The sequence below is a fragment of the Mesorhizobium sp. M0621 genome (assembly GCF_040320745.1).
Classification (GTDB): domain Bacteria; phylum Pseudomonadota; class Alphaproteobacteria; order Rhizobiales; family Rhizobiaceae; genus Mesorhizobium.
This window is the reverse complement of record NZ_JAMYQF010000072.1, coordinates 1-26,985: the sequence shown is the minus strand read 5'-3', so window position 1 is coordinate 26,985 and position 26,985 is coordinate 1. Positions and strand designations below refer to the sequence as shown.

Genomic DNA, 26,985 nt, shown 5'->3' with positions numbered 1-26,985 from the left:
GGGCGACAAGGCGAGGCCTTAGACGCCTTCAAAAGACGCCCAGTAGGCCAATCAGGTTAAGCACACCCTTCATGCAAAGCCCTCACAAGGGGAGAAGGAAGAAGCTTTCAGCCTGGCGGCGGCGCGCCTTCGTATTGCGGCAGGCCGTCATCGAGCACCAGCCAGGGCTGCTTCGAGGCCGTGAAAATATGCATTTGCGGCTTGAAAACCGTGGGGTCGTCGAGCGAACCGGTGGTGACGCCGATGATGCCCGCGGAATCGCGCCGGGAGAACATCGTCGTGCCGCAGCTCGGGCAGAAGCCGCGCTTGAGCTCCGGCGAGGAGTTTATCGTCGCCAGCGGCCCGTCGACCGTCACATCGTCGATGCGAAACAGAACGCGTGCATTGAAGGCGGCGCCGATCGCCTTCTGGCAAACCCGGCAGTGGCAGATGCGCTCGTTGATCGGGGCTGCATCCGTGCGGTAGCGCACCGCCTTGCACAGGCATCCGCCCTCATATCTTGCCATCGCTCGGATCCATTGTTGGAGAGAATAGGCTGCAAGGTAGTTGCGGGACCGATTGGGTCAATTGAAAAGCTTTGATACAACGTCATCGATTATGGTGATGCGGGTGGGACTGAAGTCATGACGCGGGACATCGAGACCATCGGCATTGCGGACCTGTTCGGGCCGCCCTCGCCCGCTCGCGACCGCACCGACGCCAGGATCATGGCGGCCGCCTCCGGGATGGGCTTCATGGCGGTCCGGGACTTTCCCGGCGACGATTGGCTGACGCCGGACAGGCGCGCGCAATTGCTGCGCATCTTCTCGCTTGCCGACACCGAAAAGCAGAAACTGCTGCGCTGGAATTTCGACCGCACAAAAAAGAACGTCTATCGCGGCTGGTTCCCGCTGCAGCCGACCGCCGTCTCCTACAAGGAAGGCATCGACATGGGACCGGACCTTGCCCATCCGGCGCGTACCCCGGCTTCCGGCGATCCGTTGTGCGAGTCGACTCCCTTGCCGGCCGAAGACGCCCTGCCCGGCTGGCGCGCGGTAGCAGCGGATTACTACCGCGCTATGGAGGCGGTGGGCAGCGCGCTGATGCGCTCGATCGCCCGCGGCCTTGGCCTGCCGGAAACCATTTTCAATGCCTATTTCGAGCATGGCATCTCGACGCTGCGGCTGATCCGCTATCCCTTGCGTGACGCCAATGCCGGCATCGACACGAGCGGGTCGGAATTTTCGGTTGTCCATAAGGGCGAGACACGCACTATCATCGGCCGCGAGCATGCCGATTCCGGCTTCGTCACCTTGCTGGCGCAGGACGGCGTCGAGGGCTTGCAAGCAAAGACCCTTGCCGGCGAATGGATCGATGTGCCGCCGGCCAACGGTACGCTGGCGGTCAATTTCGGCCAACTGCTGGAACGTTGGACCGGCGGGGGTGTCCGGGCAACGCGGCACCGGGTGATTGCGCCGAAGACGACGCGCTTCTCGATCCCGTTTTTCTACGAACCACGTGTCGACGCCGAGATCGCGCCGTTGCCGCTGGCGGGCACTGAGCTCTTTGAGCCGTTTCTCTACGGCGACTATCTCTGGGACGCGGCGACGAATTTTGTCGAGATGAGCGGCATCAAGCATCTCAGGCAACCGCGCCGGTCGAAGGCTTCATAAACAAGACCGCCAGCCGTCTCATGGGAGACGGCGGCCGGGAATAGGCAGGCAGTCATTCCGTTTCGCTGACCACCTCGTCCCAGGTCTTCACTTTGGTCTCGCCGCTGAGGAACGGCAGCGCCGCGGCCGTCAGTTCGGGGGCGAAGAAGACGTCGTAGTGGGTGCGGTTGGGCAGGATCGCGAGGCGGTTCTGCGACATGTTCTCGCGCATCCAGCCGGCGTCCTTCAGGCCGCCGCCAAGCATCTGGTAGAACTTGATCTCGTGCTCGGGCTTGTACATGTCGCTGTCGCCATAGGCCAGCATGACCGGCATCTTCAGCTTGGCGACGTCGGCGGAATAATCGCGATTCTGACGCATGAAGTTGCCCAGCGTATCGAGGAGCTTCGGAAAATCCTCGGGATGCGGCGCCACCGCGACATAGGATTTGTACATCGGTGTGTCCGTAGCGTAGCCGGTCGAGACCAGGACAAGCCGGCGCACCGATTCGGGATGCTGGACGGCCATGCGAAAGGCGACACCGCCCCCAAGCGAATAGCCCATGACGTCGACCTTGTCGTAGCCGAGCGCCTTGACGATATCGGCCATGTCGTCGCCAATCGCCTCCACGCTGAATGGCCGGTCGCCGAGCGCGGTGCGGCCATGACCTTGCAGGTCGATACCGATGACAGTGCGGTTTTCGGCAAATTTCGGCAGGATCGGCGCGAACATGTCCGTTGTGCCGAAGCCGCCATGCAGCAGAAGCAGCGGCTCGCCCTTGCCGTAGATGGCATAGTAGTAGTTCAGGTCGTTGATCGGCAGCAGGCCGGACTTTTCCGGCTTCGGCAGTGCGTTCGTTGCGGTCGTCATGGCGGATTTTGTCTCCTCTGCATGGGTGGTGCCTGGGCAGCCAACAAGCGCTGCGACCGAAGCAAAAAAGGCGAAAAACAGGGTTTTGGACATATCGATCTCCTCGCGTCCTGCCGATATCAAAGCGTCTTGCTGATCAAAGTGTTTGGCTGATCAAAGCGTTTTGGCGAGTTCTTCGAGTTGGTCGGTGCACTGGCCCCAGCCCTCGTGAAAGCCCATCTTCTCGTGCTGTTCGCGGTCGGCGACACTCCAGTGCCGGACCCGCGCAATGTAGCGAGTCTTGCCGCTGCCCTCGTCCTCGAAGGTCAGCACGCCGGTCATGAACGGCTTTTCCGACGGTTCCCAAGCCTGGGTGTAGGCGTCGGTAAAGACGATCTTCTTGCCGGGAACGACTTCGAGGAAGACGCCAGGGTTGGGGAATTCATTGCCGTCGGGGCCAGCCATGACGACTAGGCTGGAGCCGCCGGTGCGCACATCCATCTCGGCGCGCGGTGTCGTCCACGGCTTTGGCGCGAACCACTGCGTCACCAGTTTCGGATCGGTCCAGCAGCGATAGACGTTCTCGCGCGGCGCATCGATGATGCGGCCGAGAACCAGTTCGCGGTCATTGGCGGGGGCGATATCGAGCTTGGTGGTCATGATGTCCTCGGTGTGCGTTTGATCTGGCGTCCGTCCCAAGGACGAGCCGATGAACCGCAAACCGACACCGCCGGCGAAAAAATGTCAGCATCGTCTCGATTGGCCCGAGGCGTCACCAACCTTCGTCATCCACGGGCGAAGCAGGAGCGCAGCTCCGTCGCGGAGACCCGAGGATGGCGAAGCGACGGGCGCGTTTCCGCCAAACGCCGAGGCATTCGGCTTATCAAAGCAGCATATCTGATCGAGAAACTGGATGTTCTATCGACGTGTCAGTGGCGCTTGGCTTGCACCAGATAGGCCTCGATCTCGGTCTCGCCGAGCCACTTGGCCGCTTCCAGCCGATGCAGGCCTTCGACCAGGATATGGCGCTTGCCGTCATGGCGGACCTGGATCGGCGTCTTCATGCCGTTTTCCAGAATGTCCTCGGCCAGATGGCGGACGGTCTCGGGATGCAACGTCTTCTTGCGCGCCGTCGGCACGTAGATCTCGTCGACCTTGACCTTTTGCACTCTGAGCATGCCGACCCCCGTGGCGGAAACGCCGCCCTTTGTGGAGATAGTCTCTTTGACCTCAGGGGCCAAGGGCGCGGCTAACGAATGCTGGCCCGATCGTTTCCATTTGACGCTGGACCGGCAGATCGCCGAAATGGCGGCCTTCGAACTTCTCCGGTGTTCATGACCCAACTGCCGACCGAGTTCCCCGATTTCGGACTGACGCCCGAGCAGCGCCGGCACGCGGTGCGCGGCCACTATTACGAATGGCCTGAGATGGATGGCGAGCGCGGCGAGATCTGGTGCTACAGCGACCGGTTTTCCTATCGCGTCGGCGAAACGGTGGCATTGCATGTCAGTTCGATGGCCTCGCGATTCAACATTGCAATCGTCCGCGACGGCGGCACTGAGACGAAAGTGTTCGAGCAGGCGGACATCGCGGCGCGCTGGCAGCACACGCCCGACCAGTGCTCGGCCGAAGGCTGCGGCTGGGACGCTTCATTCGAATTCCGTATCGGGAGCGACTGGCCGTCCGGCACCTACCGGGTGACGCTGACCGCCGACGGCCGTGACGGCAAGTCGATCCATTGCCACCATCTGTTCATCGTCGCGCCCCTGCCCGGCAAGAAGCCCGGCCGTGTGCTGCAGGTGGCGGCGACAGGCACCTGGCTCGCCTACAACACCTGGGGCGGCTCCAACCATTACCAGGGCATCACCGGGCCGGATCGCAACCAGTATTCGCCCATCGTGTCGACGCAACGGCCCTGGTGCCGTGGCTTCGTCGTGCTGCCGAAAGATGCGCCGCGCGTGCCTCTGGAGGTCGCCGTGCCGCCGAAGACGGTGCCGCGTTATCCGCATATGGAATGGGCGCTCGCCACCGGCCATTCGAAGAAATACGCGTCGTCGGGCTGGGCCAGCTATGACAGCCACTTCTTCCGCTTCGCCGAACGGGCAGGCTATCAGGTCGATCTCGCAAGCCAGCACGATCTGCATGTCTCGCCGGAGATTCTCGACGGCTATGACTGCGCCGTCTTCGTCGGCCATGACGAATATTGGACCTGGGAAATGCGCGATGCCGTCGACGCCTATGTGACACGCGGCGGCCATGCAGCGCGCTTCGCCGGCAATTTCATGTGGCAGACCAGGCTCGAGGACGAGGGCCGTCGCCAAGTCTGTTACAAGTACCGCGCCCGCGCCGAGGATCCAGCCTATCTCCCAGGCAGCGACGTCACCCGCGCCACCAATTCCTGGGAGGCGCCGGAAATCGGCCGGCCGGGATCAGCGACCTTCGGGCTCAATGCGACCCGTGGCCTCTATGCCGGCTGGGGCGGCTGCGCGCCGCGCGGCGTGCGTGGCTTCCCGGTCTACCGGCCGGAACACTGGGCGTTCGCCGGCACCGGCATCTACTACGGTGACCTGCTGGGCGCCGACAGCCATGTCTATGGCTATGAGGTCGACGGGCTCGAGTTCGAGATACGCGGCGGCCTGCCCTACCCCACGGCGACCAGCGGCGCGCCCGAGGGCCTGCAGGTTCTCGCCGTCGGGATGGCGTCCCAGGTCGAGGAAAGCGCCGATGTCCCGATTGAGGACCAGTTCCTCAACGACGAGGATGGCCGCTTCACCGCCGAGACGCTGTTCGGCGAGGGAAGCGACGCCAATCTGGAAAAAGTCAAACGCGGCAATGGCATGATCGTCAATTTCCCGCGCGGCAAGGGCGAGGTGTTCCACGCCGGAAGCTGCGAATGGGTCGCTGGCCTGCTACGACAAGACCCGATGGTCGAACGCGTTACCAAGAATGTCCTCGATCGTTACCTCGGAAAGTCCTGACATGTCGAAAGTCCAGATCGCCGCTCAAGACACTGACGCCCGGCGAGAATCGCACCTGTTCTATCTGTCCAGCCTGCGCCGGCCGCTGATCGACCGCGCCGAGGGCATTTATATGTGGACGCAGGACGGCCGCCGCTTCATCGACGGCTCGAGCGGCCCGATGGTCGCCAATATCGGCCATTCCAACCGCAATGTGCTGGATGCCATGAAGCGGCAGATGGACCGCGCCACCTTCGCCTACCGCCTGCATTTCGAGAACGAGCCGGCCGAAGAACTGGCACGTGAGCTGGCCGGCAAGCTGCCGGAAGGCATGGACCGCATCTTCTTCGTCTCGGGCGGCTCGGAGGCGACCGAATCCTGCATCAAGCTGGCGCGGCAATGGGCCGTCGCCACCGGCCAGGCAAGCCGCTGGAAGGTGATCACGCGCTTCCCCTCCTATCATGGCGGCACGCTGGGTTCGCTGTCGATCACCGGCGACGATGCGCTGGCCGAAACTTTCGAGCCGATGATGCGGGTGATGCCGACCGTGCCGGCGCCGAACGCCTGGCGCGACCGCGACAATCTTTCGATGGAACAGCGCGGCATCCGCTATGCCGACATGCTGGAGGAGAAGATCCTGGCGGAAGGTCCAGACAGCGTGGTGGCCTTCATCATGGAGCCGATCGGGGGTGCTGCGACCTCAGCGCTGGTGGCGCCGGACAGCTACTATCCGCGCATCCGCGAGATCTGCGACCGCTACGGCATCCTGCTCATCCATGATGAAGTGATGAGCGGCGCCGGCCGTACCGGCAAATTCCTCGGCGGCGACCACTGGAACTGCAAGCCCGACATCGTCGCGTTGTCCAAGGGGCTGGGCTCCGGCTATGCGCCGCTTGGCGCGCTGGCCGCACCGATGCGGCTGGTGCAGCCGCTGCTCGCCGCCGGCGGCTTCCAGCACGGCCACACCTATGCCGGCAATCCGCTGGCCTGCGCCGCCGGGCTGGCCGTGCTCGGCGAAATGGACCGGCTCGACCTGATCACCAATGCGGCTGCCATGGGCGACGTGCTGATGGACGGGCTGAAGGGGCTGGCGAAGCGGTTTCCGTTCATCGCCGACGTACGCGGCAAGGGCCTGCTCACAGGCGTCCAGATGGTTGCCGATCCCGAGACCCTGAGGCCGATCGACCAGACCAAAAAGGCCACGCAGCGGCTGCTCGACCTCGCCTATGAACGCGGGCTGATCATCTATGGCCGCAGGGTCAAGGGCGGCGTCGACGGCGACAATTTCATGGTCGCGCCGCCGATGATCGTCACGCGCGAACAGGTCGGCGAGATCATCGCCATCATCGGCGACTCGCTGGAGGTTCTGGCGTCCGAACTCGACCTGCCGGTCGAAGGGTAAAAGCATGGCCTCGCGAAAAGTCATCATCACCTGCGCCGTCACCGGCTCGGTGCACACGCCGTCGATGTCGCCCTATCTGCCGGTGACGCCGGACCAGATCGCCACCGACGCGATCGCCGCCGCCGAGGCCGGCGCCTCGATCCTGCATCTGCACGCCCGTGACCCCAGGGACGGCCGCCCGACCGCCGATCCGGACGTCTACATGCAGTTCCTGCCGCGCATCAAGCAGGCGACTGATGCGGTGATCAACATCACCACCGGCGGCTCGTCGCTGATGACACTGGATCAGCGGCTGGCTGCACCGCTCAGGGCCGAACCCGAAATGTGCTCACTCAACATGGGTTCGATGAATTTCGCGCTGTTTCCCATGCTCGACAAGCCACGGGAATGGCAGCACGAGTGGGAACCGGAGCTGCTGGAAGCCACCCGCGACACCATCTTCAAGAACACTTTCGCCGACATGGAGGGTGTGCTTGAAAGACTGGGCAAGGGCTGCGGCACACGCTTCGAATTCGAATGCTACGATGTCGGCCATCTCTACTCGCTGGCGCATTTCCGCGACCGGGGCCTGGTGTCGGGACCGCTGTTCATCCAGTTCGTGCTGGGCATATTGGGCGGCATCGGCGCCGATCCCGACAATCTCGTCCACATGAAGCGGATCGCCGACAAATTGTTCGGCGACAGCTACCAGTTCTCGGTGCTGGCCGCCGGCGCCAGCAGATGCCGCTGATCTCGATCGCAGCGGCCATGGGCGGCAATGTTCGCGTCGGGCTGGAAGACAGTCTCTATGACGGCCGCCAGCTGGCGAAATCCAATGCCGACCAGGTGCGCCGCATCCGTGGCATTCTCGATGGGCTGTCGCTGGAGGTTGCCACACCCACCGAAGCGCGCGACATGCTGGCGCTCAAGGGCGGCGACCGGGTGGCGTTTTGAGGTGTCATTGAGATGGTAGCGTCCAGTCCCGCCCCCCTCTGTCCTGCCGGACATCTCCCCCTCCAGGGGGGAGATTGGCAGCTTCTATCTCGCCGTCCATCCTACAACGCAGATGATTGGCGAAAGCCGTGGCAATATCCAATCTCCCCACTTGCGGGGGAGATGTCCGGCAGGACAGAGGGGGGTGCCTGGGCGCCCTGCCTTTCGTGAGCGAGCCATCAGAAGTCCGCCTCCGTCCCGGCACCATCGACGACGTCGAAACCATCCACGCCGCGATCCTGAAACTCGGCACGCACATCGGCGCGCCCGAGGAAATCATCTCGACTCCTGACGATCTCAGAAACTACGGCTTTGGCGAGAAACCAGCTTTCTCCACCCTGATCGCCGAAGTCGGCGGCGAATTTGCCGGTCTCTGTCTTCATTTCCCGATCTTTTCGACCTGGATGGGGCGGCCTGGTGTCTATGTGCAGGACCTCTATGTCGAGGACCGTTTTCGCGGCCGCAAGATCGGCGAACGGCTGCTGCGGCACGTTGCGGCGCAGTGCCGGAAAGACGGCGGCGCCTATCTCCGACTGTCCGTCGACACCGACAATGAGGGCGCCAAGGCCTTCTATGAAAGGCTGGGCATTGCCTGGTCGAGCTACGAACAGACGCAGAAGATCATCGGCCAGGCCTTCTTTGCCTTCGCCGACGCGGCCGAAAATGGGGAGCAGGAATGAAAGTCTTCTATGCCGAGGAACAGAAGCGCCACGATCCCAAGGCCTTCCTTTCGAGCGGTGCCGCGAAGCCCAATCCGGAACAGCCTGAACGCGTCGAGAGATTGTTAGCCGGCGCAAAATCTGCCGGCTGTGCCATCGACCGGCCGCGCAATCATGGGCTCGGTCCGGTCGCAGCAGTGCATACGCCGGAATATCTCGACTTTCTCGAGCACATCTACACGCGCTGGCAGCGCATCGACGGTGCCTCAGCTGAAGTGATCCCCAACATCCACCCGATCGCGCGCAGCGGCTCCTATCCGGCCTCGGCGGTCGGCCAGGCCGGCTATCACATGGCCGACACCGCCTGCCCGATCTCCGGCGAGACATGGCAGAGCGCGCTGTGGAGCGCCTGGAGTGCGGTCGAAGCCGCTGAAGCGGTGATGGCAGGCGCACCGGCCGCCTACGCGCTGTGCCGCCCGCCCGGCCACCACGCCTTTGCCGATGTCGCCGGCGGCTTCTGCTTCATCAACAATTCGGCGGTCGCCGCACAGACCTTGCGCAGGACGGCGTCGCGGGTGGCGATCCTCGACGTCGACCTGCATCACGGCAACGGCACGCAAGGTATCTTCTATGCGCGGCCGGATGTGCTCACCGTCTCGCTGCATGCCGATCCGGTGCGCTTCTATCCGTTCTTCTGGGGCCATGCCGACGAGCGCGGCGAAGGGCCCGGCCTCGGCTACAATTTCAACCTTCCCTTGCCGCGCAAATCCACTGATGCGGCGTTTCTGGAAGCGCTTGGGGTTGCATTCCAGCGCATCCGCGCCTTTTCGCCAGACGCGCTGGTCGTGGCGCTCGGCCTCGATGCGTTCGAGGGCGATCCGTTCGGCGGACTTTCGGTGACGACGCCTGGCTTCTCGCGCATCGGCGAGGCCATCGCCAAGCTCGGCCTGCCGACGGTCATCGTCCAGGAAGGCGGCTATCTCTGCGACGAACTCGGCGACAATCTCACCGCGTTCCTCACCGGCTTCGGCGGCAAGGCGCGGTGACCTCGTTGTGACGGCGCGTCAGGGTCGTTGCTGCCTGAGCATGGCGATCACCCGGTGTACGCTCTCAAGCGTTTCTTCGATTTCGGCAGATGTGTTGTAGTGGGCGATGCCGATACGCACGACGCCTTGCTCGGCCGGAATGCCGAGTTGGTGGACGATCTCCCAGGCGTAGTTGTGGCCGGACCATAGGAAGATGTTTTCGGCGTTCATCTGCCGCACGATCGTCTCCGGCACGATGCCGTCGACGGTGAAGGAGACGGTCGGCACGCGCTCGCCAATCCGCTTCGGATCGGTGATGCCGTGGATGGTCAGACCCTCGATATCGGACAGACCTTCGATCAAGCGTTGCGCCAGCGGGTTTTCGTAGGCGATCGACATCTCGAACGCTTTGGCAACCTTCTGCCTTCGCGATCCACCCTCGCCCGATGCTGTGCCAAGATCGGCAAAGTAATTAATCGCAGCCGTGAGACCGGCCATCAACTCGATTTGCGGCGTGCCCAGTTCGAACCGCTCTGGCAGCCCATTCGACGAGCAGCGGCATTTGTAAGGTTTCAGGCCGTCGATGACGTCGCGCCGCCCCCACAAAATGCCCATATGCGGACCGAAGAACTTGTAGGCCGAGCAGATCAGGAAATCGCAGCCGAGGTCCTGCACGTCGATCAGGCCATGCGGTGCAAACTGGACGGCGTCGACATAGACAAGGGCGCCGGCATTCCTGGCGATGGCGGTCAGCGCCTTCACCCGGTTGATCGAGCCGGTCAGGTTGCTGGCGTAATTCAAGGCGACCAATCGCGTCCTGTCTGAAAGCAGGCTAGCCAGCGTTGCCTCTTCGACCTGCCAGCTCTTTTCATCAAACGGCAGCCAGCGCACAACGAGCCCGAGATCCTCGGCCAGTTGCAGCCAGGGCGAGACGTTGCCCTCATGGTCCATGCGGGTGAGGATGATCTCGTCGCCCGGCTTCATCGTGCGGCCGAGCGTGCGCGACATGTGATCGGTCAGCGTCGTCATGTTGGCGCCGATGATGATTTCCTCGGGGCTCGCCGCTCCAAGGAAATCGGCCATTGCCTGATGCGCCTCATCAACGACAGCCTGCGCGGCAATCGTCGTTTCGAAATAGCCGCCGAGGTTGGCGTTGGTGGTCAAAAGACAGCGCGACACGGCGTCCGCGATGGCTTGCGGCACCTGCGTGCCGGCCGGATTGTCGAGATAGATGCGGCGACGGCCCTTGTCGGTCAGGGAAAGAGCCGGAAATTTTTCACGCACTGTCTCGACCGGAAAATTCATTGTCGCCCGCTCCCTTGGAACTATCGAGTATTCGGCCACATCCAATCCCGTTCAAGGACAGGGATTACCGACCCGCTGGTGGATCGCATCCACCGCCTTCTGCATCTCTTCGGTCCAGACGATTTCCACGGAAGACAGCGCAAGGTCGAGTTGCGAAAGCGTCGTCGCGCCGATGATATTCGAGGTCACGAAGGGCCGGCTTGAGACATAGGCATTGGCAAACAATGCCGGTTCCAGGCCAAAGGAGCGCGCCAGCTCATTGTATTCGAGCTGCACTTGCGCCGCGTTGGGCGTCTCATAGCGCTGGCCACGATTGAACAGCTGCGAGCGCGACCCTTGCGGGCGCGCGCCATGATCGTATTTGCCGGTCAGATAACCCTGCGCCAGCGGCGAATAGGGAAGCAACGACACCTGCTCGCGCTCGCAGACCTCGGCGAGGTTCACCTCGAAGGTGCGGTTGACGAGATTGTAGGCGTTCTGGATCGACGCGACGCGCGGGCCGATGCCTTTGTCAGCCTCGGCAAGGAACCGCATCACGCCCCAGGAACTCTCGTTCGACAGGCCGAAATGGCGGATCTTTCCCGCCTTCACCAGTTCGTCGAACACGGCAAGCGTCTCGGCGATCGGTGTTTCGTCGGCCGGTACGCCGACAGAATCGGCGCGCGGCGATACGGCGCCGATGCGCGTCGGATTGGCGCCCCAGGGAATGTCCCGTTCCGGCCAATGGATCTGGTAGAGGTCGATGTAGTCGGTGCCGAGCTTGGCCAGCGATTTGTCGATAGCGTCAAAAATATCGGCGCGCACCAGTTGCGACGGCCTGTCGCCGCGAAACCAGCTGTTGGCCGTGCGGCCGACAACCTTGGAGGCCAGGATCACCTTGTCACGGTTGCGGTTGACCTTCATCCAGCTGCCGATGATCTTTTCGGTCCGCCCTTGCGTCTCCGCCTTGGGCGGGATCGGGTAGAGTTCGGCGGTGTCGATGAAATTGACGCCGCGTGAAAAGGCGAGGTCCATCTGGGCATGGCCCTCGGCCTCGGTGTTCTGCTGGCCCCAGGTCATGGAGCCCAGGCAGATCTGGGTAACAAGAAGATCGGTCCGACCGAGACGGCGTTTGTGCATGGAATTCTGCTCCGGAGGAAAGCGTGCGCGGCTGCGCGGGGAGGAAGCCCCATCCTACGGAAAGCAGAGGCGCTCTCCAAGCCTCGCCAGGCCGACTTTTGCGTGAACCAGCGGCGTTTTAGCGGCGAGCGCCGGCCACCGCACGCCGCTTGGCCTCGTCGATCAGCATGTTGGCCACCTGCATGCGGATCATGGCGCGCTGGCGCAGATGCGGGGCGACACGGTCGGGATGGTTGGCAAAGGCAAAGCTGCGGCGCATGCGGCCGAAATCGGCGATTTGCTTGGGCTGATTGAGGCCAAGTTCGACCGCGATGGATTCCGGATCGATCGGCGGCAGCTTTTCCGCAGGCTTTGGCTCCTCGCCGGCAAGAGCCAGTTTGGCATGATCGAGCAAGGCGGCGAATTCGGTCGCCAGATCGGCACCAGCCTCGCGATATTCGCTGGCAAAGCCGCTGCCAGAAACCTTGATACGCCCGGAATGGAGTTCATCGGCCACCGAGAGATAGTCGAACGGGATGGATGGACGAGCGCCGGCCGCTTCGCCCCCGATGCCGTCGCCCTCAATGCCGTCGCCCTTGTCGGAAGCGACGAAGAGGTCGTCGAGCAACGAAGCGAAATCCCGCTTGGCGCCAGTAACGATGTCAGCCTCCCCCTTACCCGACCGTGCAGCCTCAGAGCTTAGAGCCGGCTCGTTAAAAATGCATGCCACCGATCTTAACGAATTTAGCCGTCGCGCACGCTAGCCTCTTCGGCCTCTTCAGCCTCCTTAACCCAACACAAAAAGCCGGACTGCACTTTCATGCAGTCCGGAATTCGCCAGGAGTGGCGAGGAAAAACCGGCCATGTAGCCAGCATTCAAGGCTACGATGCGCGTCGCGCAAAAGTTTCTGTCGGTTCAGGAAATGGCGAAAAAAATTCGCCAAGACATGGCAGGCATGCAAATGCTGCACTGCACAATTGTCACGATTCAGCTATACTGGCGACCGTGGAGGACCAACTAGGGGCTTGAATCATGGGTTTCTTCACTGAAATGTTCGCCCGGCCGCGGCCGCAGGAGCATTTAAGATACCGTTCGGCGCTCGCACTGCTTCATTCGATGAGCAGTGCCGACCGCGCTGACATCGGTATCAAGCCCGCCGATTTTCCGCGCATTGCCCGCGAAATGTCCATTCGCTAGCTGCGGTCGGAGTCGTCAGATGTCCCGGATCAGTCCGGGACATCTCGAAGACCTCAATCCTTTAGAGCGCGCCCAGGAACGTCGCCTTGCCCAACGGCACGCCATTGTGGCGAAGAATGTCGTAAGCCGTGGTGAGGTGGAAATAGAAGTTGGGCATGGCCACATGCAGCAGATACTGCATGCCGGGCATCGAGCTTTCGCGTCCGCCAAGCTTCAATTCGATGATCTTGTCGTCGGAGCCGTCGAACTCGGCAGCCGAAAATGACGCTAGAAGGTCCAAGGTCTTCGTGATGCGAGCCTGGACATCGGCGAAACTCGCCTCATTGTCCTCGTATTTCGGCACCTCACGGCCGGCGAGCCGCGACGGCGCGCCCTTGGCATGATCGGTGGCGATCTGCACCTGCCTGGTCAAGGCGAACATGTCTGGCGCTAGCCGCGCCGTCAAAAAAACCTGCGGGTCGATCTTGCGGTCAAGCGCATTCTGTTCGGCGGTCGCGAGCACATTGGAAAGCGCTTTCAGCCTGACTGAGAACACGGGCACGGATGCCTCATACATCGATATCGTCACGTCAAATCTCCCTGTCCGGCCGAACGCCGGCGGACGCGACGTAGCGCCTTCGCGCACGATTCTTCAAGACCGCCGACGCCGCGTCACCACGTTGCCGCAATCGCCATAGTAGAATCTTCTATCGAGCGGAGATTCCCGATGAGACGCGCCCTTCTCGCAGCGACTGCCTTTCTCTCCCTTGCCCCGATCGGCCAGACGACATTGGCCGCCGAAGATGCACCCAAAGCGCCCTATGTCGACGACCGGTCGAGCGCCGATTCGGTCGTCCGCTCGCTCTACAGCGCCATCAGCCGGCACGAATTCGCCCGCGCCTGGGGCTATTTCGGCGATACGAAGCCGGCAAAGGATTTCGACAGTTTCGTCAAGGGTTATGACGGCACAGACAAGGTCGAGGTCGCCACCGGTGCTGTTTCGGACGAGGGTGCGGCCGGCAGCATTTTCTACAACGTTCCCGTCGCCATCCGCGCAACCGACAAGAGCGGCGGCGAAAAGGTCTTTGCCGGCTGCTATACGCTGCGCCAGGTGAACGCCCAGATCCAGGCGGCGCCGCCCTTCGATCCGATCCACATTGAGAAAGGCGCGCTGAAGCCCTCCACCGCCGATTTCGAGGAAGCGCTGCCGCCAAGCTGCGGCGACGGCCCGCCACCACCGAAGAAGGACACCGCACTGGAACAGGCCAAGAAAGCGTTTCTGGCGACCTATGGCGACCAGTGCGACAAGCAGTTCCTGGCCGATGAGCCGACCGTTTTTTCAATCAAATACAAGGACAAGGATGCGCAGCCCGGCGACCCCGACAAGGAAACACGGCTGTTCCATTTTTCCTGCTCGGCCGCAGCCTACAATGAAAGCTCGATCTACTACATGACCGACGAGGTCTCGGGCGTGCAGCAGTTGCAGTTCGCCGAACCCAAGATGGACATCCGCTACGAAAACAATGACAGCGACAGCAAATTACTGGGCATGAGCATCGTCGGTTTCCAAACGACCGGCTGGGCGGTCAATTCCGACTATGACGAGAATGCCCACACGATCACCACGTTCAACAAATGGCGCGGCATCGGCGATGCATCCGACGCAGGGACGTATCTGTTCCGCGACGGCAATTTCTCGCTGGTCCAGTACGACGTCGATGCATCCTATGACGGCGAGGAAAATCCGCAGACGGTCGTCGACTACAACACTCCGCCGTGAGCCCGGACGGGCTTCCCGCGGTGTCGATCAAGGCGCCTTCGGCAGCATCCAGTTGAGCGTTCCGCGCCAGTCGGTCATGCGGATCGGCGTGCCATGGGTGCCGGTCTCGAAACGGACGAAACGCGTCGGATAGGTCTTCGACTTGGCCAGGATCGAGCGAAAGAAGGCTTCCTGCTTTTCCACCGGGAAAACCACATCATGGCTACCCTGGCCGAAGAAGACCGGTACGCGGCGCTTGAAGGCTGGGCTAGTGAAAAAGCTCTCGTCCCAAAGCGAGCCGAGCAGCAGCAAGCCGTTGATACGGCCGCCGGTGTCTTTGCGGGCAGCAAGCTTCCAGCACAGGGCGCCACCCATCGAGCCGCAGGCGACGAAGATTTTCGCGCCCGGCGATTGTTCGGCATAGTGATCAATCAGGGCCGCCACCTGAGCGGCACCGGTGTCACCGAAATCGGAAAAATCCGGACTGAGATAGAGGCCGCCATTGCCGGCCATCAGATTCTTGAGCCGGTTGAAATTGCCCCCGAAGGTGAAGTCGTCGACGCCCTGCTTGCGGCTGCCGCCCTGCCCGTGCAGGTAAAGCACGATGACGCCGGCGCCCTCGGTCTTGCCGACCGCAACGTGCCTGACATCGCCGGCATCGGTCTTCAAGAGCAGATCCTGCTGCACCTTGCGGACGCTGGTGTCGGTGTACTGGGCGTGCACCCGGCGCTCCGGCACCTGGTCACGCTGGTTGATGTCGCGCATCTCGCGGTAATCGATGACAGTGTAGGCACCATTGGTGTCGGACGACAGCGTGGTCGGATAGGCGAAGAGATCGTCCTTGAAGGGTTTCAGTTCGAGAGCGGCAGCGTGGGTGGCTGAAGAAACCAAGAAAAGCATCGCAGCGAGGAAAGCGCGGCACGCCCCCCTCTGGCCTGCCGGCCATCTCCCCCTCAAGGGGGGAGATTGGCAGCTTCCGCGCCGACACTCTTTCTCCAGCGATGGCGATTGGCGAAAGCCGTTGTGACATCCGATCTCCCCCCTTGAGGGGGAGATGGCCGGCAGGCCAGAGGGGGGTAAAAGCGCCAACATGGAAGATGAAGTCATCCCTCTGGCATGCGTAATTCGGCTTGGGTTTGTCAATCCTGCAGCACGCCGCCGGCGCCTTCCAGCGCCTCGCGGGTGTCGACATCGACTGACGCCGCCGCGCCGATCTCGACATCGATGACATCGAGCCCTTCGGTCTCGACCAGATGGCGTGCGCCGGTGTCGCCCTCGAGATGGGCGACGGCCGGAAACAGCGAGCGCGGCAACAGCACCGGATTGCCGCGCTTGCCGTCATGCGAGGCGCGGACCACCGAATTGCCACCGGCCTTGCGGAATGTATCGATCAATCTGTCGAGGTCGTCGGACGCGACTCCCGGCATGTCGCCGAGAACGATCATCACACCGGCGGTGTCCTCGGGCAGATAGGCAATGCCGGCCTTCAGCGAGGTGGACAGGCCGTCAGTAAAATCAGGATTGTCGGCGAAGGTCACGTCGAGACCCGCCAGCGCGGCGCGCACCCGCTCTCGCTGGTGGCCAGTGACGACAATTGTGCCCGATGCCTTCGAGCCAAGCGCCCGCTCGGCAGTGCGGCGCACCAGAGGCTTGCCGTCGAACAGCGCCAAAAGCTTGTTCGGTCCACCCATGCGGCTCGACCGGCCGGCCGCCAGCAGCACGATGCCGACCTTGAGCTGGCTTTTGGCAGGCAGTGGTTCGCGCGGCTGCGGCCGTGTCGGGATTTCCATCAGCAGCCCGCCGACCCCCATGCCGGCAATGTCCTTGGCCGTGACTTCGAGGCCGGCGATCAACCGGTCCAGCACCCAGTCGAAGCCGTTCTCCTTGGGGCTGCGGGCGCAGCCGGGTGCACCAATGACGCGTTTGCCATCGAGCGTACCCAACACCAGCAGATTGCCGGGATCGACCGGCATGCCGGCGCGGATGACAGTCCCACCTGCCCTCTCGATCGCGGCTGGAACGACATCGGCGAAATCGCTCATTGCCGAGGCGCCGAAGATCACCACCATGTCGTTGTCTCGCGCCAGGGAGGCCGCGGCTTCCGCCACCGGCGCGATCTCATGCGGCGTGCGGCGCTCCGCCGTCAGCCTGCCGCCCGTGCGCGCCAGCCGCGCTTCGGTGACGCGCAGCGTCTTGTCGAGTACGGAAGGCTTGATGCCCGGCAGAACCGTCTGGATCACGCCGACCCGTACCGGCTGGTAGGCATTGACGGCAAAGATCTCGCCACCGGCGCAGATTTTCGCCGCGGCGTCGACCAGCGCCGAACCGACCGCGAAGGGAATGATCTTCACCGTTGCAACCATCTGGCCTTTCTCGACCGGCGCATGCTGCGCCAGCGTGGCGATGGTGATGGCCGGATCGATGGCATTGATAGCGTCTATGACAGCAGCATCGACCGTGAAGATGCCCGACGCTTGGGCATGGAGATTGACCCGCCCGGTCGCGGCCGACCTGGCCTCGACGCCGCGAAAGGTCATGCTCTCTGCTATTTCCTGGGCGGCGGCATCCTCGCCGAGGTCGTCGGCGGCCAGCACAGCCGCAACGACCTCAGAAATGCCGGCGGCCCGCAGCAGCACCACGTCTTCGGCGCTCAGCCTATGCGCCTTGCGGAAGCGGCGTTCACCAGCGGTGGTGGCATGCGCCAGCACTGCGCCTTCCGCCATCTCAATCGGGATCGGCCCGAACTTCACGCTGCCGCGCCTTTAGCTTCCACACCGCGCGAGCGAAAGGCATGGATCGCTTGCGCAAGGACCGCAACGGCGATCTCGGCCGGGCTGGCTGCACCAATATCAAGCCCGATCGGCGCATGAATACGCGCAATCTGGTCGGCGCTCGCGCCCAGCGCCAGCAGGCGTTCGACCCGCTTGGCATGCGTGTTCCTGCTGCCAAGCGCCCCGACATAGAAACAGTTGGCGTCGAGCGCAGCCTTTAGCGCAAAATCATCGATCTTCGGGTCATGGGTGACGGCGGCAAGTGCGGTGTAGCTGTCGAGCGGCTGACGCTTCAGCACGTCCTCCGGCCATTCGGCATGGAGCGCGACGTCTGGAAATCGGTCCGGGGTGGCGAAAGCGGTGCGGGGGTCGATAATCTCTACGGGGTAACCGGCGATTTTCGCCATCGGCGCCAGCGCCTGGCTGATATGGACAGCGCCAATCACGACCAGACGCGGCTGCGGCAGGTGCGCATTGAGAAAGAAGGTCCGCCCCTCGGCATCGACGGAACCGGAATTGCCAGTGCGAAACGCCCTGGCGATCGCGGCGCCGAGATCGCCGGCGACCTGATCGCCCTCGCGCACAATGCGGTCGCGGCCGTCACCGAGATCGGTGACCAGGATCGCCGCGCGGCGAGCGCGGCGTTCGGCGTTGAGCGTTTTCAGCGCATAGGGATCCATCCGAGATCAGCCCAGTCTTTCCACATAGACCTTGATACGGCCGCCACAGGACAGGCCGACCTGCCAGGCGGTTTCGTCGGCAACACCGAACTCCAGCATTTTTGCCTTGCCGCTGTCGATGACGTCGACCGCCTCGGTGACAACAGCGCCTTCGACGCAGCCGCCCGAGACGGAGCCGTGGAAATTGCCGTCGGCGTCGATGACCAGATGGCTGCCTGCGGGTCGGGGCGCGGAACCCCAGGTCTCGACCACTGTTGCGATGGCCACGTCCTTGCCGTCCTTCATCCAGCCTTCCGCGATGATCAAGGGGTCGCGGGCCTCATCCAGATAAATGCTGTTTTCCATGACCGTTTCTCCAGAAGTCTGTTTTCTCGAGGATCTGTTTTTCGGATGAGAAAGATATGGTTATGCGGCATGCCTCGCGCCAGCGTGCATCCATCGGCGCGGATCAACGGATTGTGCCGACTTCTTGTCCAGCGACGCGCAGAGATCGGCCAGCGCATCGAGATTGTGCACCGAGCGGAACTCGTCGACATGCGGCAGCATCGCCTTGACGCCGCGGGCGCGCGCCTGGAAGCCGTCAAAGCGCAGCAGCGGGTTCAGCCAGATCAGCCGCCGGCAGGATTTGTGCAGGCGTTCCATTTCCTCCGACAGGCCGGCCACATCGTCACGCTCCAGTCCGTCGGTGATCAAGAGCACGACCGCGCCCTGCCCCAGCACACGCCGCGACCATATCAGGTTGAACTCGGCCAGTGTGTCGCCGATGCGAGTGCCGCCCGACCAGTCCTTGACCGCCGCCGAACAGTCGGCAAGGGCTGCATCGGGGTCGCGATGGCGCATCTGCCGGGTCAGGTTGGTGAGCCGGGTGCCGAAAACAAAAGTGTGCACGCGCCGGCGTTTTTCCGTCAGCGCATGCAGGAAATGCAGGAAAATACGCGTGTACTGGCTCATCGAGCCGGAAATGTCGGCCAGCACAACCAGCGGCGGATGAACCTCACGCGGTGAACGGAACTTCGGCAGGATCAATTCGCCGCCTGTGCGCGCTGCCGAACGCATCATGGCGCGCGGATCGATGCGACGGCCCTGCGCATCAGCTCTGAAGCGCCGGGTGCGCACCATGTCGAAAGGCAGCCGTAGCTGCGCGATCGCCTTCTTGGCGTCGGCCATCTCGGCCGCATTCATCTGGGCAAAGTCCTTGCCGCGCAGCACCTCGTTGCCGGAAAAGGTAAAGCGGGCGTCGACCTCGATCTCGGGGATTTCCTGTGCCGGCTGGTTCTTCTGATGGCCTTCGAACATCGCCTGGCTGACACGGTTTTCGGCGGCGCGGAGCTTCTGCTTTTCCCTGTTGTCGAGCGCCACCGGCGAAAACATCGCCAGCATCTTTTCGATCAGCTCGCGCGACTTCCAAAACAGCCGGAAGGTTTCGTCGAAAATGGCGTGATCCTCATGCCTGGACACCAGCACGGCGTGCAGCGTCCAGTAGAAATCGTCGCGCGAACCGATGCCGGCGACGAGCACCGCTTCGATGGCATCCTTGACCGAGGCCGGTCCGACCCGCATGCCGGCCTTACGCAAGGTGCGGGCGAAATAGACGATGTTGTCGGCGATCCGCCCGTGTGGCATGGCCTCTTTCGGTTCGGGGCGCGGCATCGCCTACTCCGCCGCCGAAAGCTCGGCTTTCACCTCGTTGAGGATGCGCCGGCCTTCGCCCTGTTCGATGCGGGCAATGTCGTCCTGGTATTTCAAGAGCACGCCGATCGTGTCGGAGACGGTTTCCGGATCGAGCGCCACCTTGTCGAGCTCGGTCAGCGCGCCGGCCCAGTCGATGGTTTCGGCAACGCCCGGCACCTTGAACAGCTCGATCTGGCGCAGCTTCTGGATGAAGGAGACCACTTCGGCCGAAAGCCGTTGATTGGCCTGCGGCACCTTGCGGCGCACGATCTCCAACTCGCGCTCGGCATTGGGATAGTCGACCCAGTGATAGAGGCAGCGCCGCTTCAGCGCGTCATGGATTTCGCGGGTGCGGTTGGTGGTGATGATGACGATCGGCGGCTCTTCCGCCTTGATGGTGCCGAGTTCGGGCACCGTGACCTGGAAGTCGGAGAGGATTTCGAGCAGGAAGGCTTCGAAAGCCTCGTCGGTGCGGTCGAGTTCATCGATCAGGAAGACCGGAGCTGCGCCCGCCTTGCCGGTCAGCGCATCGAGCACCGGGCGGCGGATCAGGTATTTCTCGGAGAAGACGTTGCGCTCCATGGCGGAGCGCTCGACCTTGCCGGCCGCTTCTTCCATGCGGATCTCGATCATCTGCGCGGCGTAATTCCATTCGTAGACGGCAGAGGAAACGTCGAGGCCTTCATAGCACTGCAGGCGGATCAGCCGGCGGCCGAGCGCCTGCGCCAGCACCTTGGCGATCTCGGTCTTGCCGACGCCGGCCTCGCCCTCGAGGAACAGCGGCCGCTTCATGCGCAATGACAGGAACAGCACGGTCGCCAGCGACCGGTCCGCCACATAGTCCGCCCCGGTCAGGAGATCGAGCGTCTCATCGATCGTCCGCGGCGCGGCGCGCGGTTTCAGCTCGGTCATTCTTTCTCCGTGAACGCCGCCGCTCCGCTTTCCAGAACGTGGTAGCCGCGGGCGTGGTAGATCAGCGGCCGCAAATTATCGCCCATCCGAAGGCCTGTCACCTTGCCAAAAAGCACACGATGCGTGGCCAGGTCCTTGGTGTCGATCAATTCGCAGTCGAACACGGCGAGCGCGCCCTTCAGAGTTGGCGCGCCGGTGGAGATCACGTCCCATTCGCCAAGCGCGAAGCGCTCCTCGACCGGCAGGCCGGTGATGCCGGAAAACCCGATCGACAGCGGCTCCTGGTGCGAGGCCAGCGTGTTCAAGGCAAATTTGCCGTTTTTCACGAACGGCTCATTCTTGGGATTTTCACGGTTGAGACAGACCAGAATGGTCGGCGGGGTGTCGGAGACCGAACAGGCCGCGATCACCGTCGCACCGCGCTTGCCGGCCGGCCCATCGGTGGTGACAACATGGACGTGGCCGGCAAAATGGCTCATGGCGTCGCGGTAGGCCTGCGGCCCAATTTCGTTCTTCTTCAGCACCGTATGTTTTCCATGGTCAGGATCCTACCGACATATATGGCCATACATAGCCTGCCACAAGCGAAGTGCTTGAGCCATATCCCGAAATTCGCGTGTTGCACCAAGGTCGGGCAGGCTTTAGGTCTTGGCGATAAATAGGTGCCAGCAGCATAAGACCGGCACAGAGGACCTCATCGCTCGAATGCGACCCAGGACAAGAACGATAGCGGCGCTGTTCTGGCTGTTTCTGGCCAGTGGCGCGAATGCCCAGACGCTCGCGATCGGCGTCGCCGCGCCCCTGTCGGGACCATCGGCTATCCTCGGCAAGCAGGTCGAGGCCGGAACAGGTCTGGCAGCAGAAGCGAATGGCATTGAGCTCAAGACCGTGGATGACGCCTGCACTGCGGACGGAGGCGCTGCCGCGGCTAGGGAATTCGTCGCGGCCAAGGTCAATATAGTGGTCGGCTTTCTCTGCACCGAAGCGATCGAGGCGGCGATGCCGATCCTCAAGGACGCCGGCATTCCGGTCATCACCGTCGGCGTGCGAACCGAAAGCCTGACCGACCGCCGCGCCAAGACCGGCTGGCCGGTCTTTCGCCTCGGGCCACGCGGCGACGATGAGCGCAACGCCGTCGCCTCCACCCTCACCCACCTGTGGCAAAGCGAGTTGTTCGCCGTCATCGACGACGGCACCATCTATGGCCGCGAAATCGCCGAGACGTTGCGGGCGGCCGCCGAGCAGGCGGCGCTGAAACCGGTATTCGTCGACACGTTCCGGCCGCAGCTCGACAACCAGATCGGCATGATCGGCCGGCTGAAGAAGGCCGGCGCGACGCATGTCTTTGCCGGCGGCGACGGCGACGACATCGCCATGATGGGCCGCGATGCCGCACAGCTCCAGGCGGGCATCGTCTTTGCCGGCGGCGAGAACTTGCGCACGCCGCCCGGCGACGTGCCCTATGCCGTGGGCACATTGATGATCGCGCCGCCGGAATGGGCCGATGTCGCCGACCCCAAAGTGCTGGCGGCCTTTGCCGCGCAGAAGGTCGAGCCTGACGGTTATACGCTGCCCGCCTACGCGGCGATCGAGATCGCCAAGGCGGCGTCAGGCTTTTCCGAAGCCTCAGGCAAGCCGCTGACCGAGGCCCTGAGCGGACAGGATTTCACCACTGCGATCGGGCCGATCCATTTCGACGCGAAAGGCGATCTCAGCCAGAGCCCCTACCGCGTCTTCCGTTACGACGGCACGCGCTTTGCGCCTTTGGAAAGCAACTGATGTTTCGCACCGGCCCGCGCAACCTGATCACCGACGTTGCCGGATTGCGCGTCGGCAACGCGTCCGACGCCAGGCTGAAATCCGGCGTCACGACCGTGCTTTGCGATGCGCCGACGGTGGCCGGCGTTCAGATCCTTGGCGGCGCGCCGGGCACCCGCGAGACCGACCTGCTCGAACCGCACAATTCGGTCGATGTGGTGCACGCCGTGGTGCTTTCGGGCGGTTCGGCTTTCGGCCTAGACGCGGCATCCGGCGTGCAGGCGGCGCTGCGTGAACGCGGCATCGGCCTGGAGGTGGGTGGCTTTCGCGTGCCGATCGTGCCGTCGGCGATCCTGTTCGACCTGCGCAATGGCGGCGACAAGGATTGGGGCCGTTATCCACCCTACCGCGAGCTTGGCTATGAAGCAGCGCAAACCGCCACCGCCGATTTTCCGCTTGGCACGATCGGCGCCGGCACCGGTGCGCTGACTTCGGGGCTGAAGGGCGGCCTCGGCTCGGCCTCGACGCTGCTGGACAATGGCGTCACCATCGGCGCACTGGCCGCCGTCAATCCAACCGGCTCGGTAACCATCAGCCGAACTCGCCATTTCTGGGCGGCACCGTTCGAAATCGGCGACGAATTCGGCGGACTTGGTTATCCCTCGCCGATGCCGGACGACGCGAAAACGATCCTGCTGAAATACCGCGACAAGCACATGGGCAGACAGGCCGGCGGCAACACCACGATCGCCGTCATCGCCACCGACGCGGTTCTCACCAAGGCCGCTGCAAAGCGCCTGGCAATCTCAGCGCATGACGGCTTCGTGCGCGCCATCTGGCCGACGCACACGCCGGCCGATGGCGACCTGGTATTCGCGCTGGCAACCGGCACGAGCGGCATCGAACTCACCGCCGACGCGGCAATCGACCTCTATGCCGCGGCCGGCGCCACCATGGCGCGCGCCATCAGCCGCGGCGTGTTTGCCGCGACGCCGGCCGAAAACGATCTGTTTCCGGTCTGGTCATCGCGTTTGGGATAAACAGAGGCCCTCGATCATACTCGATCGGATTTTTCTTCCTCGAAGGTCACCGCGACATCGGAATTCGCGGACAGCCACACCTTGTTGCCGTCGACCTCGGCAATCAGGCTCACGGGAACATAATGGTGATGGCCCTTGTGAGCGCCCTGACCGCTATCGGCCTTGGTCAGCTTGATGCGCTGGCCGTCGACCTTGTCAACGGTGCCGACATGCACGCCATCGGCGCCGACGACTTCCATATGTTCACGAATTTTGCTGGTGTCGGTCATGGTGGTTCTCCATTGGGACTGCCGACATTAACAAATGAGGGGCCGATTGGATGCATCGGCTTTCGCACCGCACGACGTTTTGATTTCGTCGTGCTAGTGGATTGAGACGATCACGGGGGTGAAGACCGATGCGAATGCTCTTTCTGTTTGCAGTTGCCCTGCTTGCACAGTTTGCGACCTCGATCGCCGCACGTGCCGGCGATGTCGCTGAACTTGAAATCCTCGGCTTCGCCAAGGACGGCAGTGTCTTCGCTTTCGAGGAATATGGCGTGCAGGATGGATCGGGCTTTCCCTATGCCAACCGCTATTACATCGACACCAGCACCGACAGCTTTCTCAAAGGCACGCCGATCCGGGTGCGGCTTGAGGACGAGAATGCCAAGCTGGACGCGGCGCGCCTTCAGGCCCGGCAAAAAGGTGAGGCCATCGTCAGTCAGGCCGAGCTGAGCGCCAACCGCGGCATGACCGCGGGTTTCAACCCGGTGACCGAACTTTCAGCCGATCCGCACCGGATGGCGGTCAACCCGCGCCCGATCTTCTCTCCGGTCGATCAGCCGCTCGAGTTCCGGCTGGACGAGTTGGGCATGAACAATACCGAGGGCTGCCAGAACCAGGGCGAGATCAACGGCTTCCGGCTGCTGCGCATCGAGGCCCAGGATGGCGGCACCACCAAGCTGCTGCATGAGGACAAGGCGATCCCCAAGAGCCGGGGTTGCCCGAACGGCTATCGCATCGGCGCCGTGCAGACCTTTTCAATGGACAGTCTCAGCGCCTACGCGGTGCTGATCGCGGTGCGCCAATACGGCTTCGAGGGGCCGGACTTTCGCTGGATCGCGGTGACCGGCCGCCTGTGACATCCCCTGTTCAAACCGCCAGGCGCAATCGCGCCCTGAATCGCCTTCGCCACGCGATGCCGGAACTTCGCATCGCATTTTTCGGCGCCTTGTTGTGGGCGGTGACGATGGGGGCCAGCGCGCTCGTCAACTTGTTCTTGGACAACTGGGAAACCCCGGCGAAAATCCGCATCGTTACCCTGCTGTTCGCTGGGGGAGCTGCGCTGGCCTTTCCGATTGGCCTGTTTGCCGCGAAGCTGGTCTCGCAGGGCAGGCGCTGGGAGGTAGCCTTCGCAGCGGCCTTCGTGTGCCTTGCCGCAGCAACGGTCGGCCTGACCTCTGGGCTGTTTGCGCTGCAGTACCGCTCCTACTATGCCGAGTGGCATGCACCTGCCTTCACCCACACCTGGGCCCTCCAGTTCGTCTTCACGACCTTGATTGCGCTCTACCAGTTCGTGGTGCTGGGCATCCGGCTTTATTTTCCGCTTGGTTTCGTGGCCTTGTTTGCCGCGAGCGTTTGGTTTGCGCGCCAGCAGCGTTGAGCATTTTGCTCGCCTCTGTTAGGACGCGGGCAAACCTCTCGATACGTCAGGACTGACCGATGATCCCTCGCTATTCCCGGCCGGAAATGGTCGCCATCTGGTCGCCCGAAACCCGGTTTCGCATCTGGTTCGAAATCGAAGCCTATGCGTGCGATGCGCTGGCCGAACTCGGCGTCATCCCCAGGGAAGCGGCCAAAACCATCTGGGAAAAGGGCAGTGCTGCAAAATTCGATGTCGAGGCGATCGACGAGATCGAGCGCGTCACCAAGCACGACGTCATCGCCTTCCTGACCCATCTTGCCGAATTCGTTGGGCCGGACGCCCGTTTCATCCACCAGGGAATGACCTCGTCGGACGTGCTCGACACCTGCTTTGCCGTGCAGCTTACCCGCGCCAGCGACATCCTGCTCGCCGACATCGACGGCCTGCTTGCAGCGCTCAAGCGCCGTGCTTTCGAGCACAAGGACACCGTCACCATCGGTCGCAGCCACGGCATCCATGCCGAGCCGACGACCTTCGGCGTCAAGCTGGCGCAGGCCTATGCTGAGTTCTTGCGCTGCCGCGAGCGCCTGGTGCATGCGCGCGAAGACATTGCCACCTGCGCGATTTCAGGCGCGGTCGGCACCTTCGCCAACATCGACCCCTATGTCGAGGAACATGTGTCGGCAAAGCTCGGCCTGAAGCCCGAGCCGGTCTCGACGCAAGTGATCCCGCGCGACCGCCACGCCATGTTCTTCGCCACGCTCGGCGTCATCGCCTCGTCGATCGAACGGCTGTCGATCGAGATCCGGCATTTGCAGCGCACCGAGGTGCTGGAAGCGGAAGAGTATTTTTCGCCTGGCCAGAAAGGCTCCTCGGCAATGCCGCACAAGCGCAACCCGGTGCTGACGGAAAACCTCACCGGCCTTGCCCGCATGGTGCGATCGATGGCGCTGCCTGCGATGGAGAATGTGGCGCTCTGGCACGAGCGCGACATTTCGCACTCCTCGGTCGAGCGCATGATCGGGCCGGACGCCACGGTGACGCTCGATTTCGCGCTGTCACGGCTGACCATCGTCGTCGACAAGCTGCTCGTCTATCCCGACAACATGCTGAAGAACATGAACAAGTTCCGCGGCCTCGTGCATTCGCAGCGCGTCATGCTGGCGCTGACGCAGGCCGGCCTGTCGCGCGAAGACTCCTACCGGCTGGTGCAGCGCAACGCCATGAAAGTGTGGGAGCAAGGCGCTGATTTCCTTGAAGAACTTCTCGCCGACAAGGTAGTGACCACCGCCCTGCCCGAAGCCGAGATCCGCGAAAAATTCGACCTCGGCTATCACACCAAGCATGTCGACACGATCTTCAAGCGGGTGTTTGGCGAAGCCTGAGGCGAGCTTCCTTCTCCCCGTCACTATACGGGGAGAAGGTGCCAGCAGGCGGATGAGGGGCAGCGCTGACTTCAGCGACGATCGCGCCCATTCACGCTACGACAATTTCGCGACTTTGGCGCTGCCCCTCATTGCCCTGCCGGGCATTTCTCCCCGTATAGTGACCTATTGCATTCACACATCTCGGTTGCGTTTTGGGGCGAAGCTCGATTCTGTTTCGGCCGGGACGCTGAAGGAGGTTTGAATGACCGGGATCGAGTACGGGCTGGGGCGATTTGGCGATCGCCGCCTGGAAAAAGGGGGGTCTGCT

The 26,985-nt window shown here is 62.9% G+C and carries 28 protein-coding genes and 1 pseudogene; 13 read left to right on the top strand and 16 right to left on the bottom strand.

Annotation, left to right across the window (positions count from 1 at the left end):
* Positions 1-107: 107 nt before the first annotated feature.
* Positions 108-506: a GFA family protein gene (locus tag NKI38_RS30310; protein ID WP_352664157.1), complete on the bottom strand. Its 399-nt coding sequence runs from the start codon at positions 504-506 to the stop codon at positions 108-110.
* A gap of 117 nt (positions 507-623) precedes the next feature.
* Here NKI38_RS30310 and NKI38_RS30305 point away from each other — a divergent pair, with 117 nt between their 5' ends.
* Positions 624-1,652 carry an isopenicillin N synthase family dioxygenase gene (locus NKI38_RS30305; protein WP_352664155.1) on the top strand — a complete coding sequence of 343 codons (1,029 nt, stop codon included), beginning with the start codon at positions 624-626 and terminating at the stop codon, positions 1,650-1,652.
* Positions 1,653-1,704: 52 nt separating this feature from the next.
* Here the strand turns inward: NKI38_RS30305 and NKI38_RS30300 are convergent, their stop codons facing one another.
* The 3 genes from NKI38_RS30300 to NKI38_RS30290 all read right to left on the bottom strand — a co-directional run bounded on the left by NKI38_RS30300 (position 1,705) and on the right by NKI38_RS30290 (position 3,656).
* Positions 1,705-2,592 carry an alpha/beta fold hydrolase gene (locus NKI38_RS30300; protein ID WP_352664153.1) on the bottom strand — a complete coding sequence of 296 codons (888 nt, stop codon included), beginning with the start codon at positions 2,590-2,592 and terminating at the stop codon, positions 1,705-1,707.
* 60 nt (positions 2,593-2,652) lie between these two features.
* Positions 2,653-3,138: an SRPBCC family protein gene (locus NKI38_RS30295; RefSeq protein ID WP_352664151.1), complete on the bottom strand. Its 486-nt coding sequence runs from the start codon at positions 3,136-3,138 to the stop codon at positions 2,653-2,655.
* A 269-nt stretch (positions 3,139-3,407) separates the two neighbouring features.
* Entirely contained in the window at positions 3,408-3,656 is a 249-nt protein-coding gene (locus tag NKI38_RS30290) for a ParB N-terminal domain-containing protein (protein WP_013532091.1), read from the bottom strand.
* A gap of 156 nt (positions 3,657-3,812) precedes the next feature.
* Here NKI38_RS30290 and NKI38_RS30285 point away from each other — a divergent pair, with 156 nt between their 5' ends.
* From NKI38_RS30285 to NKI38_RS30265, 5 genes and pseudogenes are all read left to right on the top strand, one after another.
* On the top strand, positions 3,813-5,456 hold the full coding sequence (locus NKI38_RS30285; protein WP_352664149.1) for a N,N-dimethylformamidase beta subunit family domain-containing protein: 1,644 nt from the start codon (positions 3,813-3,815) through the stop codon (positions 5,454-5,456).
* A 1-nt stretch (position 5,457) separates the two neighbouring features.
* Positions 5,458-6,837, top strand: coding sequence for an aminotransferase family protein (locus NKI38_RS30280; RefSeq protein ID WP_352664147.1), 1,380 nt, complete (start codon positions 5,458-5,460; stop codon positions 6,835-6,837).
* Positions 6,838-6,841: 4 nt separating this feature from the next.
* Positions 6,842-7,770: pseudogene (gene kce / locus NKI38_RS30275) on the top strand (3,5-dioxohexanoate:acetyl-CoA acetone transferase).
* A 206-nt stretch (positions 7,771-7,976) separates the two neighbouring features.
* Positions 7,977-8,489 (top strand): GNAT family N-acetyltransferase, encoded by a 513-nt coding sequence (locus NKI38_RS30270; protein WP_352664145.1) that lies wholly within the window; start codon positions 7,977-7,979, stop codon positions 8,487-8,489.
* The gene (locus NKI38_RS30265) at positions 8,486-9,514 is read left to right on the top strand and encodes a histone deacetylase family protein (protein WP_352664143.1); all 1,029 of its coding nucleotides are present in this window, start codon (positions 8,486-8,488) and stop codon (positions 9,512-9,514) included. Before NKI38_RS30270 ends, NKI38_RS30265 begins: the two co-directional genes overlap by 4 nt.
* Before the next feature lie 18 nt (positions 9,515-9,532).
* On the opposite strand, the gene NKI38_RS30260 is transcribed toward NKI38_RS30265, so the two are convergent.
* The 3 genes from NKI38_RS30260 to NKI38_RS30250 all read right to left on the bottom strand — a co-directional run bounded on the left by NKI38_RS30260 (position 9,533) and on the right by NKI38_RS30250 (position 12,524).
* Positions 9,533-10,798 (bottom strand): cysteine desulfurase-like protein, encoded by a 1,266-nt coding sequence (locus tag NKI38_RS30260; protein ID WP_352664141.1) that lies wholly within the window; start codon positions 10,796-10,798, stop codon positions 9,533-9,535.
* Positions 10,799-10,849: 51 nt separating this feature from the next.
* Positions 10,850-11,917 (bottom strand): aldo/keto reductase, encoded by a 1,068-nt coding sequence (locus NKI38_RS30255; protein ID WP_352664139.1) that lies wholly within the window; start codon positions 11,915-11,917, stop codon positions 10,850-10,852.
* A 118-nt stretch (positions 11,918-12,035) separates the two neighbouring features.
* Positions 12,036-12,524: a hypothetical protein gene (locus NKI38_RS30250; RefSeq protein ID WP_352664137.1), complete on the bottom strand. Its 489-nt coding sequence runs from the start codon at positions 12,522-12,524 to the stop codon at positions 12,036-12,038.
* Positions 12,525-12,929: 405 nt separating this feature from the next.
* Between NKI38_RS30250 and NKI38_RS30245 the strand changes: the two genes are divergently transcribed.
* The gene (locus NKI38_RS30245; protein ID WP_352629098.1) at positions 12,930-13,094 is read left to right on the top strand and encodes a hypothetical protein; all 165 of its coding nucleotides are present in this window, start codon (positions 12,930-12,932) and stop codon (positions 13,092-13,094) included.
* Positions 13,095-13,155: 61 nt separating this feature from the next.
* Here the strand turns inward: NKI38_RS30245 and NKI38_RS30240 are convergent, their stop codons facing one another.
* The gene (locus NKI38_RS30240) at positions 13,156-13,662 is read right to left on the bottom strand and encodes a DUF1993 domain-containing protein (protein WP_352629100.1); all 507 of its coding nucleotides are present in this window, start codon (positions 13,660-13,662) and stop codon (positions 13,156-13,158) included.
* A gap of 138 nt (positions 13,663-13,800) precedes the next feature.
* Here NKI38_RS30240 and NKI38_RS30235 point away from each other — a divergent pair, with 138 nt between their 5' ends.
* Complete coding sequence (locus tag NKI38_RS30235) at positions 13,801-14,853, top strand: DUF1176 domain-containing protein (protein WP_352664135.1); 1,053 nt, start codon at positions 13,801-13,803, stop codon at positions 14,851-14,853.
* Positions 14,854-14,880: 27 nt separating this feature from the next.
* Here NKI38_RS30235 and NKI38_RS30230 read toward each other — a convergent pair whose 3' ends face one another.
* The 7 genes from NKI38_RS30230 to NKI38_RS30200 form a co-directional block, all read right to left on the bottom strand.
* Positions 14,881-15,732 (bottom strand): alpha/beta hydrolase, encoded by an 852-nt coding sequence (locus NKI38_RS30230; protein ID WP_352664133.1) that lies wholly within the window; start codon positions 15,730-15,732, stop codon positions 14,881-14,883.
* A gap of 239 nt (positions 15,733-15,971) precedes the next feature.
* Positions 15,972-17,582, bottom strand: coding sequence for an NTP transferase domain-containing protein (locus NKI38_RS30225; RefSeq protein ID WP_352664131.1), 1,611 nt, complete (start codon positions 17,580-17,582; stop codon positions 15,972-15,974).
* Positions 17,579-18,283 carry an XdhC family protein gene (locus tag NKI38_RS30220; RefSeq protein WP_352664129.1) on the bottom strand — a complete coding sequence of 235 codons (705 nt, stop codon included), beginning with the start codon at positions 18,281-18,283 and terminating at the stop codon, positions 17,579-17,581. The genes NKI38_RS30225 and NKI38_RS30220 overlap by 4 nt, the downstream gene beginning before the upstream one ends.
* Before the next feature lie 6 nt (positions 18,284-18,289).
* Positions 18,290-18,628 carry an XdhC family protein gene (locus NKI38_RS30215; RefSeq protein ID WP_352664127.1) on the bottom strand — a complete coding sequence of 113 codons (339 nt, stop codon included), beginning with the start codon at positions 18,626-18,628 and terminating at the stop codon, positions 18,290-18,292.
* 60 nt (positions 18,629-18,688) lie between these two features.
* Entirely contained in the window at positions 18,689-19,933 is a 1,245-nt protein-coding gene (locus tag NKI38_RS30210) for a vWA domain-containing protein (protein ID WP_352664125.1), read from the bottom strand.
* A gap of 3 nt (positions 19,934-19,936) precedes the next feature.
* On the bottom strand, positions 19,937-20,866 hold the full coding sequence (locus NKI38_RS30205) for an AAA family ATPase (RefSeq protein WP_013532114.1): 930 nt from the start codon (positions 20,864-20,866) through the stop codon (positions 19,937-19,939).
* The gene (locus tag NKI38_RS30200) at positions 20,863-21,390 is read right to left on the bottom strand and encodes a flavin reductase (RefSeq protein WP_352664123.1); all 528 of its coding nucleotides are present in this window, start codon (positions 21,388-21,390) and stop codon (positions 20,863-20,865) included. The genes NKI38_RS30205 and NKI38_RS30200 overlap by 4 nt, the downstream gene beginning before the upstream one ends.
* 181 nt (positions 21,391-21,571) lie before the next feature.
* Between NKI38_RS30200 and NKI38_RS30195 the strand changes: the two genes are divergently transcribed.
* Positions 21,572-22,645, top strand: a complete 1,074-nt coding sequence (locus NKI38_RS30195; protein WP_352664121.1) for a branched-chain amino acid ABC transporter substrate-binding protein — start codon at positions 21,572-21,574, stop codon at positions 22,643-22,645.
* Positions 22,645-23,664, top strand: a complete 1,020-nt coding sequence (locus NKI38_RS30190; protein ID WP_352664119.1) for a P1 family peptidase — start codon at positions 22,645-22,647, stop codon at positions 23,662-23,664. Before NKI38_RS30195 ends, NKI38_RS30190 begins: the two co-directional genes overlap by 1 nt.
* A gap of 14 nt (positions 23,665-23,678) precedes the next feature.
* On the opposite strand, the gene NKI38_RS30185 is transcribed toward NKI38_RS30190, so the two are convergent.
* Positions 23,679-23,933 carry a DUF2171 domain-containing protein gene (locus tag NKI38_RS30185; protein ID WP_352629121.1) on the bottom strand — a complete coding sequence of 85 codons (255 nt, stop codon included), beginning with the start codon at positions 23,931-23,933 and terminating at the stop codon, positions 23,679-23,681.
* A 128-nt stretch (positions 23,934-24,061) separates the two neighbouring features.
* Between NKI38_RS30185 and NKI38_RS30180 the strand changes: the two genes are divergently transcribed.
* Genes NKI38_RS30180 through purB form a run of 3 tightly spaced genes read left to right on the top strand, consistent with a single transcriptional unit; the run spans position 24,062 to position 26,675 of the window.
* On the top strand, positions 24,062-24,787 hold the full coding sequence (locus tag NKI38_RS30180) for a DUF2259 domain-containing protein (protein ID WP_352664117.1): 726 nt from the start codon (positions 24,062-24,064) through the stop codon (positions 24,785-24,787).
* A gap of 56 nt (positions 24,788-24,843) precedes the next feature.
* Positions 24,844-25,308, top strand: a complete 465-nt coding sequence (locus NKI38_RS30175) for a hypothetical protein (protein WP_352664115.1) — start codon at positions 24,844-24,846, stop codon at positions 25,306-25,308.
* 59 nt (positions 25,309-25,367) lie between these two features.
* Complete coding sequence (purB, locus tag NKI38_RS30170; protein ID WP_352664113.1) at positions 25,368-26,675, top strand: adenylosuccinate lyase; 1,308 nt, start codon at positions 25,368-25,370, stop codon at positions 26,673-26,675.
* The last annotated feature ends 310 nt before the right edge of the window (positions 26,676-26,985 follow it).

Excerpts from the sequence above, each read along its gene's own strand:
- NKI38_RS30175 (WP_352664115.1), top strand. The coding sequence starts at position 24,844 with ATGCCGGAACTTCGCATCGCATTTTTCGGCGCCTTGTTGTGGGCGGTG.
- NKI38_RS30245 (WP_352629098.1), top strand. The coding sequence starts at position 12,930 with ATGGGTTTCTTCACTGAAATGTTCGCCCGGCCGCGGCCGCAGGAGCAT.
- NKI38_RS30215 (WP_352664127.1), bottom strand. The coding sequence starts at position 18,628 with ATGGAAAACAGCATTTATCTGGATGAGGCCCGCGACCCCTTGATCATC.
- NKI38_RS30180 (WP_352664117.1), top strand. The coding sequence starts at position 24,062 with ATGCGAATGCTCTTTCTGTTTGCAGTTGCCCTGCTTGCACAGTTTGCG.
- NKI38_RS30265 (WP_352664143.1), top strand. The coding sequence starts at position 8,486 with ATGAAAGTCTTCTATGCCGAGGAACAGAAGCGCCACGATCCCAAGGCC.
- NKI38_RS30280 (WP_352664147.1), top strand. The coding sequence starts at position 5,458 with ATGTCGAAAGTCCAGATCGCCGCTCAAGACACTGACGCCCGGCGAGAA.
- NKI38_RS30290 (WP_013532091.1), bottom strand. The coding sequence starts at position 3,656 with ATGCTCAGAGTGCAAAAGGTCAAGGTCGACGAGATCTACGTGCCGACG.
- NKI38_RS30295 (WP_352664151.1), bottom strand. The coding sequence starts at position 3,138 with ATGACCACCAAGCTCGATATCGCCCCCGCCAATGACCGCGAACTGGTT.
- NKI38_RS30305 (WP_352664155.1), top strand. The coding sequence starts at position 624 with ATGACGCGGGACATCGAGACCATCGGCATTGCGGACCTGTTCGGGCCG.
- NKI38_RS30210 (WP_352664125.1), bottom strand. The coding sequence starts at position 19,933 with ATGCCGCGCCCCGAACCGAAAGAGGCCATGCCACACGGGCGGATCGCC.
- NKI38_RS30185 (WP_352629121.1), bottom strand. The coding sequence starts at position 23,933 with ATGACCGACACCAGCAAAATTCGTGAACATATGGAAGTCGTCGGCGCC.
- NKI38_RS30205 (WP_013532114.1), bottom strand. The coding sequence starts at position 20,866 with ATGACCGAGCTGAAACCGCGCGCCGCGCCGCGGACGATCGATGAGACG.
- NKI38_RS30260 (WP_352664141.1), bottom strand. The coding sequence starts at position 10,798 with ATGAATTTTCCGGTCGAGACAGTGCGTGAAAAATTTCCGGCTCTTTCC.
- NKI38_RS30195 (WP_352664121.1), top strand. The coding sequence starts at position 21,572 with ATGCGACCCAGGACAAGAACGATAGCGGCGCTGTTCTGGCTGTTTCTG.
- NKI38_RS30230 (WP_352664133.1), bottom strand. The coding sequence starts at position 15,732 with ATGCTTTTCTTGGTTTCTTCAGCCACCCACGCTGCCGCTCTCGAACTG.
- NKI38_RS30310 (WP_352664157.1), bottom strand. The coding sequence starts at position 506 with ATGGCAAGATATGAGGGCGGATGCCTGTGCAAGGCGGTGCGCTACCGC.
- NKI38_RS30300 (WP_352664153.1), bottom strand. The coding sequence starts at position 2,592 with ATGTCCAAAACCCTGTTTTTCGCCTTTTTTGCTTCGGTCGCAGCGCTT.
- NKI38_RS30235 (WP_352664135.1), top strand. The coding sequence starts at position 13,801 with ATGAGACGCGCCCTTCTCGCAGCGACTGCCTTTCTCTCCCTTGCCCCG.
- NKI38_RS30285 (WP_352664149.1), top strand. The coding sequence starts at position 3,813 with ATGACCCAACTGCCGACCGAGTTCCCCGATTTCGGACTGACGCCCGAG.
- purB (WP_352664113.1), top strand. The coding sequence starts at position 25,368 with ATGATCCCTCGCTATTCCCGGCCGGAAATGGTCGCCATCTGGTCGCCC.
- NKI38_RS30255 (WP_352664139.1), bottom strand. The coding sequence starts at position 11,917 with ATGCACAAACGCCGTCTCGGTCGGACCGATCTTCTTGTTACCCAGATC.
- NKI38_RS30190 (WP_352664119.1), top strand. The coding sequence starts at position 22,645 with ATGTTTCGCACCGGCCCGCGCAACCTGATCACCGACGTTGCCGGATTG.
- NKI38_RS30220 (WP_352664129.1), bottom strand. The coding sequence starts at position 18,283 with ATGGATCCCTATGCGCTGAAAACGCTCAACGCCGAACGCCGCGCTCGC.